General features: G+C 70.3%; 8 protein-coding genes (1 of these 8 running past the window's edge). 5 read left to right on the forward strand and 3 right to left on the reverse strand.

The genetic code is table 11. From position 1 onward, the window contains the following. Position 1: 1 nt before the first annotated feature. The 3 genes from ABE488_RS04700 to ABE488_RS04710 are packed head-to-tail and all read right to left on the reverse strand — an operon-like array spanning position 2 to position 3,397. Positions 2 to 1,324, reverse strand: a complete 1,323-nt coding sequence (locus ABE488_RS04700; protein ID WP_346445410.1) for an ABC transporter permease — start codon at positions 1,322 to 1,324, stop codon at positions 2 to 4. Positions 1,325 to 1,344: 20 nt separating this feature from the next. Then, positions 1,345 to 2,037 carry an ABC transporter ATP-binding protein gene (locus ABE488_RS04705; protein WP_346445411.1) on the reverse strand — a complete coding sequence of 231 codons (693 nt, stop codon included), beginning with the start codon at positions 2,035 to 2,037 and terminating at the stop codon, positions 1,345 to 1,347. A gap of 58 nt (positions 2,038 to 2,095) precedes the next feature. Next, complete coding sequence (locus ABE488_RS04710; protein ID WP_346447336.1) at positions 2,096 to 3,397, reverse strand: efflux RND transporter periplasmic adaptor subunit; 1,302 nt, start codon at positions 3,395 to 3,397, stop codon at positions 2,096 to 2,098. A gap of 313 nt (positions 3,398 to 3,710) precedes the next feature. Here ABE488_RS04710 and ABE488_RS04715 point away from each other — a divergent pair, with 313 nt between their 5' ends. The 5 genes from ABE488_RS04715 to ABE488_RS04735 form a co-directional block, all read left to right on the forward strand. Further along, a complete protein-coding gene (locus tag ABE488_RS04715; protein ID WP_346447337.1) occupies positions 3,711 to 4,361 on the forward strand; it encodes a TonB family protein in 651 nt (216 codons plus the stop codon). A gap of 77 nt (positions 4,362 to 4,438) precedes the next feature. After that, positions 4,439 to 6,271: a glutamine--fructose-6-phosphate transaminase (isomerizing) gene (gene glmS, locus ABE488_RS04720; protein ID WP_346447338.1), complete on the forward strand. Its 1,833-nt coding sequence runs from the start codon at positions 4,439 to 4,441 to the stop codon at positions 6,269 to 6,271. Positions 6,272 to 6,391: 120 nt separating this feature from the next. Beyond that, positions 6,392 to 7,840 carry a Wadjet anti-phage system protein JetA family protein gene (locus ABE488_RS04725; RefSeq protein WP_346445822.1) on the forward strand — a complete coding sequence of 483 codons (1,449 nt, stop codon included), beginning with the start codon at positions 6,392 to 6,394 and terminating at the stop codon, positions 7,838 to 7,840. Further along, entirely contained in the window at positions 7,837 to 8,481 is a 645-nt protein-coding gene (locus ABE488_RS04730; protein WP_346447339.1) for a DUF4194 domain-containing protein, read from the forward strand. The genes ABE488_RS04725 and ABE488_RS04730 overlap by 4 nt, the downstream gene beginning before the upstream one ends. Beyond that, positions 8,468 to 11,282, forward strand: partial view of an SbcC/MukB-like Walker B domain-containing protein gene (locus ABE488_RS04735; protein WP_346447340.1) — the 5' portion only. Its footprint extends 614 nt past the window's final position; only the first 2,815 of its 3,429 coding nucleotides appear in the window; it begins with the start codon at positions 8,468 to 8,470; the stop codon falls past the right edge of the window. The genes ABE488_RS04730 and ABE488_RS04735 overlap by 14 nt, the downstream gene beginning before the upstream one ends.

The following is an 11,282-nucleotide window of genomic DNA, read 5'->3' on the forward strand; positions in this document are numbered from 1 at the left end:
CTCACAGCGATTTGAGTTGCAGGGCCGGTGCGATCCGACTGGCGCGCAGGGCAGGGAACAGGCCGGCGAGCAGGCTGGCAGCGAGTGCCAGCGCAAAGGTCGCCGCAAACATCGACAGGTCCAGGCGCGCCAGATCGGCGTACTCGACCGGCTGGCGGCGGATCGCCCACAGCCCCAGCAGCGTCAGTCCCCAGCCCAGAACGCCACCGGCCAGCCCGACCATGCCCGCTTCGACCAGGCACTGCACGAAGATCGCCCGGCGCGAGGCGCCGAGTGCGCGGCGCACACCGATCTCGCCGCCGCGGCGCAGGAACTTGGCCAGCAACAACCCGACCGTGTTGAACAGGCAGATCGCCAGGAATGCCAGCGCCAGCCAGGTCTGCAGCCGGACATCGCGCGGAACCACATGGTTGTAGTCCAGCCAGTCCATTAGCCCGAGCACGCGCGCGTTGTCCGCGTGCTGGATCCGGCCCTGCGCCTGCTGTTGCCGTGCGTACGTGGCGACGAAGTCGCGATAGCGGGCGACCTTGTCCGGGGTGTCGAGCTGCACCCACAACTGCAGCCACACGCAGTCGCTGCCCTGCAGATGGCCCGGGACCTTGGGCAACTGCCAGCAGGTGAACTGCTGGAAATGACCGTCGTTGAGCTCAAGGCCCGTGGGAAACGGCACGAAGACGTCCTGCGGCGCGGCGTAGAAGCTCGCGGTATCGCCCTGCGCGAAGTTGCCGCCGGCCAGGCGGTAGTACAGCGGCGAGGGCCGCCAGGGCGCGAGCACGCCGACGATGCGCACATCGGCGTCGCGGATGCGCAGCGTCCGGCCGACGCTGTCGCCGCCGCCGAACAGCGTGCGGTTGAGGTCGGAGGAGATCACCGCCACGCGGGCGTGGCCGGTGTCGTCGGCGGCGCTCCAGCCGGCGCCGTAGGCGAACGGCACATCGAACATCGGAAAGAAGTCGGCATGCGTGGACAGCATCTGGGTCATCAGCGGCGGGCGCCCGGTCTCGGGCGCCTGCAGCCGGATCTCGCTCTCGACCACCAGCGCCTGCCGGTCCGCACGGCCGGCGCGCCACAGATCCATCGCCGTGGTGTAATCAAGCATGTCCGGGGGGTTGGGGCGCATGGGTTCGCCTGGCCTCGGGTCGACCTGCGGGTAGAAGAGCGTGCCGCTGCGGCCGGGCAGCGGATCGCCCGACAGCAGGTGCATCACGGTCAGCGTGGTCATCGCCGCGCCGATGCCGACCGCGACCGACAGCACCATCAAGGCCGTCAGGACCTGGTTGCGGCCGAAGCTGCGCAGCGCGAGCCGGGCGTAGTAGGCGAACATCGCGGGGTGCATTCCTGAGGTCAGGCCGCGGCGGTCGCGGATTCGCGGCGCAGATCGGTCGCCAGGCCGTCGACGATGTGCACATTGCGCTGGGCGCGCGCGGCGAGCTCGGGATCGTGGGTGACCATGACGATCGTCGTGCCCTGCGCGTGGATCTCCTCGAGCAGTTCCAGCACGCTGCGCGCCATCTGCGAGTCGAGGTTGCCGGTCGGTTCGTCGGCCAGCAGCAGGCGCGGACTGCCGGCCAGCGCACGGGCGATCGCCACGCGCTGTTGCTGGCCGCCCGACAGCTCGGCCGGGTAATGCTTCATGCGCGAGGCCAGGCCGACCAGGCCCAGCGCTTCCTCGATCCGCAGACGGCGTTCGGAGGCCGGCATGCCGCGATAGCGCAACGGCACGTCGACGTTGTCGAACAGGTTGAGGTCGGGGATCAGGTTGAAGCCCTGGAAGATGAAGCCGATCTTCTCGTTGCGCAGGCGCGAGCGCTGGTTGTCGTTGAGCCCCTGCACATCGACGCCGTCGAGCTTGTAGGTCCCGCTGGTGAAGGTTTCCAGCAGGCCTGCAATGTTGAGGAACGTCGTCTTGCCCGAACCCGACGGACCGGTGACGGCGACGAACTCGCCTTCGCGGACATGCAAGTCGAGCGCGCGCAGCGCATGGGTTTCGACGAGCTCGGTGCGGTAGACCTTGCCGACCTGGTTCATCTGCAACATGGGGCGATCCTTATCTTGGACATGGAAGGAGCGGACCCGCGTGGGTCCGGGGGAAATCTCAACGGCTGATGCGCACCCGTTCGGCCTCGCCGAACAGGTCGCTGCCCGACACGACGATGCGCTCGCCGGCCTGCAGGCCCGACACGATCTCGACCGCGCCCAGGCTGCTGGCGCCGGCCTGGATCGGACGGCGCACCGCGCTGTTGCCATCGACGACATAGGCGTAGCGGCCACCGGACTGCTCGACGAATGGGCCGCGCTCGACCATCAGCACATCGCGCCGGGTGTCGAGCAGGATCCGCGCCGACAAGCGCTGGTTCTGGCGCAGGCCGGCCGGCTGGCGCTGCGAGAAGCGCACACGCGCGGCGACTTCGCCGGCGACGACTTCGGGCGAGACCGCCGACACCTCGGCCGGGAACACTTCGTTGGCGCTGCGGATCTCGGCCGGCATCCCGATCGCCAGGTCGCGCGCGAAGCTTTCGGGCACCTTGATCTCGACCTCGAACACCGACAGATCGACCACGCCCAGCACCGGTGCGTTGGCAGCGACGTTGGTGAACTGGGCCACCTGCACCTGGCCGACCTGGCCATCGAAGGGCGCGCGCAAGGTCAGCGCCTGGACCTGGCGGCGGGCCTCGGCGACGACGGCGCCCTGGCGGTCGGCGAGCAACTGCTTGTTGCGCGCGTCCAGGCCGGCGCCCTGGCCCTGCAGATTCGCATCCTCGCGCGCAGAGGCCAGACCGATGTCGGTCTTCTTCAGCGCATCCTCGGACTTGGCCAAGTCGACCTGGGCGACGACACCGGCTTCGAACGCGCGCTGGTAGCGCTGCAGATCGCGCTCGGCCGCGGTACGTTCGATCTGCGCCTGGTCGAGCAGCTTGCGCGCCTCGGCGCGGGCGATCCGTGCATCGAGCGTCGCGCGTTCGGCCTCGGCCTGGAGGCTTGCGAAGGTGGACTCCTCCTGGACCAGCTTGCTACGCAGCTCCGGACTGTCGATCTCGGCCAGCACCTGGCCCTTCTCGACGCGGTCGCCAGCGACCACTTTCAATGTCACCGTGCCCGGCGCGATCGCGTACAGCGTGGGGCTGTTGGCCGAGATCACGCGCCCCTCGGCGGCGATGTCGCGCACCAGGTCGCCCCGGGTGACCTCGGCGATCCGCAGCCGGGCCGCGTCGATCGACGTGGCGCCCGACGCCCAGCCGGCGACCAGCCAGGCGAGCGCTGCGATCACCGCGATCGCGGCCGCGGCGATCGCCAGCCAGCGACGCCGGCGCACTGGGCGCGCAGTATGGACCGTGTCCTGCGCAGAGGTGTCGCGGATACCGCGGCGGACAGGAGGAAACGAGGTGGGTGCGGACATGGGACGGGCACGTTCGGGATCTGACAGTCACAAAGCAGGGATCGTGCCAAAATCAAGCCATTGATTGTATTGAGAATTTCCGGGGTGTTCGGGTGTCCGCGGCGGCGTCCGGACGTCCGCGGCGCGGACAACCGCGCGCCATATCCTCCCGAGGATGTGAGAAAATGCGAATCATTCGCATCATGGAGTCGCCAGCGTCATGCCGACGTGCCTGGGACCGGCCGCAGCCGGAACGGCCCGATCCCGACCGTTGCGCTGTACGGACCGTGCCGCACGCATCCAGCGCGCATGCGCCGCACTGGGCGCCATCGCGGTGCACGCCGTGGTCGTGCTGCTGGTGTTGGGGCCGGGCGAGGACCCGCACTCGCCGCCGAGAGCTGATGCGGTGATCGAGGTGAGTTTCCTGCCCGCCGCCGCGCCGCCGGTCCCGGTCGAGTCGAGGGACGCGCCCGCACCGGTGCCCGAGACGCGTCGGAGGCCAGCGCCGCGAACGCCGCAGCCACAGCCGCACACGGCGCCGTCCGACCCGCTGCCGGTGCTGGCAGACATTGCGCGTCCGGAGCACGCCGCTGCCTCGACCGCCACGGAGGTGTCTATGGACCCACCGGCGCCGCACGACCAACAGGCCGCGGCCCCGCCGAGTCCACCCGCACCGTCCACCGATGCCCTGGCCGGTCGCCGCGACGATCGCTGGGAAGCGCGGGTGATGGCGCGACTGGCCCGGTATCGACATTACCCGAGCGCGGCGCGGACACGCGGCGAGGAAGGGGTGGCGATCGTGCGCCTGCGCATGGACCGGGCCGGTCGTGTGCTCTCGGCGGCGCTCGCGCGCTCGTCGGGATCGACCCGGCTCGATGCCGCCGCGATCGAGACGTTTCATCGCGCCGCGCCGCTGCCGGCGATTCCGGCCGATCTGCCGGCCCCGATCGAGATCGCGGTGCCGGTCGAGTTCTTCATGCACTGAACGGTGGCGTGTGGCGCCACGGCGCCCGGCCCCGGCCGGCCGCTAGAATGGCGCATTGACTGGCAGGAGCGGGCGGCATGTGCGGAATCGTCGGTGCGATCGCGGATCGCGATGTGGTCCCGGTCCTGGTCGAGGGCCTCAAGCGGCTGGAGTATCGCGGCTACGATTCGGCCGGCATCGCGGTGCTCGACGGCGACACGGTGCGGCGCGTGCGCCGGACCGGCCGCGTCGCCGAGATGGCCGCGGCCGCGCAGGCCGAGGCGCTGCAGGCGCGTCTGGGCATCGGCCACACGCGCTGGGCGACCCATGGCGGAGTCACCGAGCACAACGCGCATCCGCACATCAGTCACGACACGCTGGCGCTGGTGCACAACGGCATCATCGAGAACCACGAGGCGCAGCGCGAGCGCCTGGCCGCGCTGGGCTACGTGTTCGAGTCGCAGACCGACACCGAGGTCATCGCCCATCTGATCCATCACCACCAGACCCAGGGCCTGGACCTGCTGGCCGCCCTGCAGGCCGCGGTCAAGGAGCTCGACGGCGCCTATGCGCTGGCGGTGATCGATCGACGCGACCCCGGCCGCCTGGTCGCGGCCCGGATGGGGTGCCCGTTGCTGGTGGGCCTGGGCGAAGGCGAACAGTTCGTCGCCTCCGACGTCTCGGCGATCCTGCAGGCCACGCGCCGGGTGATCTTCCTCGAAGAAGGCGATACCGCCGAGCTCACCCGCGATGCGGTGCGGATCTTCGACGGCACCGGGGCCGAGGTAACGCGCTCCGAGCACCTGTCCGACGTCTCGCTGGCGTCGCTGGAGCTCGGGCCGTACCGGCACTTCATGCAGAAGGAGATCCACGAGCAGCCGCGCGCGCTGGGCGACACGCTCGAGGCGATCATCGATGCGGCCGCGTTCGAGCCGGGTCTGTTCGGCGATGCCGACGGTCAGGTGCTGCGCGAGATCGAGGGCGTGCAGATCCTGGCCTGCGGCACCAGCTTCTATGCCGGCTCGGTCGCACGCTATTGGATCGAGTCGATCGCCGGGCTGCCGTGCTCGGTCGAGATCGCCAGCGAGTACCGCTACCGCGAGGCGGTGGCCAATCCCAAGCATCTGATCGTGACCATTTCCCAGTCGGGCGAGACGCTCGACACGATGGAGGCGCTCAAGTACGCCAAGTCGCTCGGTCACCAGCACACGCTGTCGATCTGCAACGTGCCCGAGAGTGCGATCCCGCGCGCCAGCCGCCTGGTGTTCTACACCCGCGCCGGCGCCGAGATCGGCGTCGCCTCGACCAAGGCGTTCACGACCCAGCTCGTGGGCCTGTTCGCACTGGCCGCCACGCTCGGCAAGCTGGCCGGCCGCGTCGACGCCGCGCAGGAGGCCGATTACGTCGAAGCGCTGCGCCACCTGCCGGGCAGCGTGCAGCACGCGCTCAACCTCGAGCCGCAGATCGCCTCGTGGGCCGAGCGCTTCGCGCCCAAGCAGCATGCGCTGTTCCTGGGCCGCGGCGTGCACTACCCGATCGCGCTCGAAGGCGCGCTCAAGCTCAAGGAGATCTCCTACATCCACGCCGAGGCCTACCCGGCGGGCGAACTCAAGCACGGCCCGCTGGCGCTGGTCGATGCCGACATGCCGGTCGTGGTGATCGCGCCCAGGGACGGGCTGCTGGAGAAGGTGAAGTCCAACATGCAGGAAGTGCGCGCGCGCGGCGGCGAGCTGTTCGTCTTCACCGACGCCGACAGCAACTTCGGCCCGTCGGAGGGCGTGCACGTGATCCGCACCCCGCGCCATGTGGGCGTGCTGAGTCCGATCGTGCACACGATCCCGGTGCAGCTGCTGGCCTACCACACCGCACTGGCGCGCGGCACCGACGTCGACAAGCCGCGCAACCTCGCCAAGTCGGTCACCGTCGAGTAGGCCCTGTGGAGCGCCGCCGCCCGGCCGTTGCCGGGCGCGGCAGCATGCCCACGCCGGCCGCGCGATCTGTGAAAATGCCGCGGTGAAGACGATGCACCACCCGCACGGACGCGCCGCCAGATGAGCGATCCGACTCCGCCCTCGCTGTTCTCGGTCGTGCCGGCCGGCGTGTTCGGCCCGCTGGCCTCGGCCAACCGCGAGCACTACTGGCTGCTGTTGCACCGGTTGTTCGACGAGTTCTTCGGCCCCGATGCGCCGATGCCGCCCAGTCACGGCTTGCCGCGCCGCGAGATCACCGCCGCGATCGAGCGCTACCTGGTGGCCGACGACCCCTGGGAGGACGAGGACGGGCAGGGCCCGGACACGCCGCCGGGCATCCGTGCGCACGGCATCTACGAACGTTTCCGCAACGCCGGCTGGCTGCGCCAGGAGCGCATCGGCGCGCGCGAGATGGTCGCCATGCCGCCGGCGGTCTCGCAACTGCTGTCGACGCTGGTCGAGTTCGCCGAACACGGGCCGACCTTCGTCTCGGCCAAGGTGCGCTCGATCGAACTGCAGATGCAGCAGGTCATCGACGGTGGCGGCGCTGGCGACGCCCTCGACGAAGCGGCCGACCAGGCCCGCCGGCTGCTGGTCTCGCTGGCGTCGATGAGCCTGCAGGTACGCGACCTGATGCCCGAGCTCAGCCGTGCCGAGACCACCGCGCAGTTCGCGCGGCAATGGTTCGAGCAGTACGTCTCGCGCTTTTTCATCGGCGACTACGCCGGCCTGCATCGTGCCGACCACCCGCTGGCGCGCCGCAGTTCGATCCTGGCGATGGTGCAGCAGGTCGAGACCGGCCCGCGGCACGAGGCGCTGCGGGCCTGGTACCGCGAGCATCTGACCGGTGGCGACGATGCGCGGGCGGCGCTGCGGCTCGGGCGCAGCCTGCGCCGGCTGCGCGAACTCGAGCGCATTGACGAGTACCTCGGCCGGCTCGATGACGACATCCGCCAGGCCAATCGCCGCGCGCTGGCCTTCCTCGACTACCGGCTGCGCGCGCCCGACCGGCTCGACATCCTGCTGCGTCGCGCTTGCCGCGGCGTGCTGACTGCGCCGGCCGAGGCGCTGCGGTTGCCGGTCGCCCCCGGCGCGCTGATGGACGAGACGCGCCTGCGTCCGCCGCGGACCCGGCCACAGCCGATCCCTCGCAGCGCCAATGCCGCCCAGGTCCCGACGCCCGAACAACTCGCGCGGCTGAGCCTGTTGCGGCGCATGAAGCGGGCGCGGCTGGTCACCGCCGAGGATATGGCCCGTTATGTCGGCCGCCATCTGGGCGAGGCCGACCGCGTCGATTCGGATCAGATGCGCGTGGCCTCGATCGAGGACCTGCGCGCCTACCAGACCTTGCTTACGCTGGCGCTGCGCAGCCAGCGGATCGGCGGCCTGCGCCGCGACGATCCGCTCAGCCGGCTATTGCGCGGCTTCCGCGTCGAGCTTCTCGATTCCACCGAGCCGCTGGACAACGGCGTACTGCGCGCACCGCGCTTCGTCGTCCGCCGTCTCGCGCCCACCCGGACCCCCGCATGAAACGCAGCTGGAACACCTTGAGCCAACAGTCCAACGGCCTGTACGCCGTGCAGGACTTCGAGCGCGCCGCCTACCGGCTGGTCACCGAGCAGGTGCTCTACGCCGCCGATCGCACCGCACGCGTGGCCTATCACTTGGTCGAGGACCATTTCGACGATTTCGTCGGCGCGCTCGCGCCGCTGGGCATCCGGCTGGCGCGCAATCCGCACTACCGGTACCTGGTCGCGTTGCCCGCGCATGGCGAGGGCGTCGCGGTCACGCTCGATGAGACCTTGCTGCTGTTGGTGCTGCGCCAGCGTTACGACGAGGCGATGCGCCAGGGGCAGATCGAGGAACACGGCGAGGTCGTCGTCGAACTGCCCGAACTTCAGGAGGCCTACCAGGCGCTGGTCGGCCGCCCGATGCCCGACGTCGGCACCTTGCGCACGCTCGCGCGCAGTCTGCGCCGCTGGGGCCTGGCGCGGTTGGTGGATTCTGATCGCGACGATCCGCAGCCATTCCATCTGGTAGTGCGCCCGGCGGTCGTGGAGATCGTCGGCGAGCTGTGGTTGCAACGCCTCGACCAGCACAATCGCGACGACGACGGCGCCTCGGACGACAGCGCTCAGGACGAGTCGGAGGACGACGATGCAACTGCTTGAACGCGTCCATCTGGTGCAGTTCTTCCTGTTCGAGGCGCAGACGCTCGAACTGGACGCGACCAGCGCGATCATCGCCCCCAACGGCGCCGGCAAGAGCGCGTTGCTCGACGCGCTGCAGATCGTGCTGCTGGGCGGCGACCGCAGCCGCATCCGCTTCAATGCGCAGGCCGGCGGCAGCGCCCGCGCGCGCACGATCCGCGATTACTGCCTGGGCGTGTACCGCAGCGGCGACGACGGCCGCAAGCGGCGCACCGCGACCACGTACATCAGCCTGGTGTTCCGCGACCAGGAGACCGGCCAGGCGCTGACGGCCGGCATCGCACTGGGTGCCTCCGTCGACGAACCCGAGCATCGCCTGCACGGCCTGTATCTGCTGCCCGGCGTCGCGCTGGAGCGCGACGACCACCTGGAACGCATCAAGGGCCGCGAATTGCCGCTGGCGTGGCCGACATTTCGTGAACTGGCCGCGCGCCGCTGCCGCGAGGCGGGCGAGAAGGTCGAACTGCACACCACCAGCGAGCGCTTCGTCCGCGACCTGCTGTTCCGGCTGCGCGCCGGGCCGGGCGTCCAGCCCGACCTCAACGCTTACCGAAAAGCGTTCCAGAACGCGCTGAACCTGCAGCGGGTGGAGGATGTCGACCTGTTCGTGCGCACGCTGGTTGCCGAGGACCGGCCGACCGACATCGCCCGCTTCCGCGCGCTGCTCGAGAGCTTCCGGCAGATCCGCGACAAGATCGAGCAGGTCCGCCAGCGCATCGAGTCGGCCGAAGAGGTCGAGCGCCAGTACGGCAAGATCGCGGCGCAGGCCGTGCGCGCCGCTTCCTACCGTGCACTGGCGGCCGAGTACCGCCGCGACCTGCTCGGCGAGCAGGTGGAGCAGGCCGAACAAGCGGGCGAAGCGGCCCGCCAGGCGCTGGCGGCCGCCCGCGTGCAGTTGCAGGACGCGCGCAGCGAGCGCGAAAGCCTCAAGCACGAACTCGAGCTTGCCCAGCAGCAACTCCAGGGCAGCCGCGGCTACGGCGAACAGGCCTCGTTCGATGAACTGGCCGAGCGCGACCGCGAGGAACTGGCCCGCCTCAAGCGGGAACTCGGCACCCAATTCGCCTATGTGCGCGACCAGTTGCAGGCGGTGCGCGGCCTGGCGGACCCCGAGCTCGATGCGGCCCGGATCGACGACGCCGTTGCCCCCTGGCGCGACTGGGCCAATGCGCTGAACGACCTTGCGCCCGACGCTGCCATCGCGCTGGCGCCCGATCGCTTCCATGCCCAGGCCTTGGACGCGCTCGCGGCGGCGGCGCCACTGCGCGCGGCCGTCGCCACGCGCGCCCGCGCCGCATACGAGGCCTGGCAGACAGCGCGCAGCCGTCGCGATGCGCTCAAGGGCAACCAGCAACGGCTGAGCGTCGGCAAGGCCGGCCTGCGTGACGACGTCATGCGGTTGATGAACTACCTGCATGAAGCCGGGATCGAAGCGCAGCCGGTCTGCGACCTGGTGCGTGTGCGTGACGCGGCTTGGCAACCGGCCATCGAAGCCTATCTGCGCAGCCACGTCGAAGCGTTGCTGGTGCCGGCTGGCCAAGAGGAGCAGGCGGTGCGCGTGTATCGCGCGCTGCAGGGCGCGCGCGCGGTCTACGGCGTCAAGCTCGCATTGCCCGGCGCGGCGCGCGGACAACGCAGTGAACGTCCTGCGGCCGACAGCGTCGCGGCGTTGATCGAGGGCGACAATGCCGATGCGGTCGCCTATCTGCGGCGGCAGCTCGGCGATCTGCGTTGCGTGGAGACCGAGGCCGAGGTGGTCCGCAGCCGTCAAGGCCTGACCCGCGACGGCCTGGTCGCCAAGGGCGGCGGGATCGAGCGGCGGCGCCTGCCCGCCGGCTCTGAGCTTCGGATCGGCGCGAACGACGGCCGCGAACGCCTGCGCGTGTTGCGTGAAGAGCTCGAGGCGGTCGAGCGCGACCTGCGCGAGTGCGAACCCGAGGCGCGGCGCCTCGACGCACTCCAGCAAGCCCTCGCCCGGTTCGCCGACGCCGGCGAGACCGCCGACGCCCTGCACGCGCAGTTGCTGCAGCATCGCCAGATCGAATCGCGCTACCGCGCCCGCGTGCGCAGCCAGGCCGAGGCGGTCGATCCCGACCTGCTGCGCCTGAGCGAACAGCTGCGCGCGTTGCGCGAGCGTCATGACGAGAACGAGCGCCGGATCGAGGGTCTGATCGGCACCGAGGCGGTGTCGCGCAGCGGCGTCGACCAGGCGCAGCGGGTGCTCGAAGGCCTGCAGGCCCAGGAAGCGCTCGTCGCCCAGGCCGCGGTCGATGCCTTCCGCGACGGCGACGTCGATCCGAACCGGGTGGAGCGCCAGCGCGAGGAGCTCGACGCCAAATGGCCCTCGCTCGAGGAGCGCAGCCGGCGTTGCGACGAGCGCGCCCGCGACAGCGACAGCCAGCTCGCCCGGCTGCTGCCCGAGGCCTGGAGCGCGCTGGCACAGTACGCCCGCGATCATGGCCTGAGCCTGGAGTTCGACGCCAGCGCCTGGCGCCCGGCGCGCAGTCTGCTGCAGCGCGAACTCGCCCAACTGCGCGACACCGAGCTGGTGCGCTACCAGGGCGAAGCCGAGCAGGCCTACGCCACCGCGGTCGAGACCTTCCGCGCCAGCGTCGCGTCGGCGCTGTACGACAACTTCAATCGCCTCAAGCAACAGATCGCCACGCTCAACCGGACCTTGCGCAGCAGTCCGGCGTTCTCCAACAACGAGCGCTACCAGTTCCATTACGAGGTCGTGCCCGAGTTCCGTGATCTCGAACGCT

The organism is Luteimonas sp. TWI662 (assembly GCF_039673825.1).
Taxonomy (GTDB): Bacteria; Pseudomonadota; Gammaproteobacteria; order Xanthomonadales; family Xanthomonadaceae; genus Luteimonas.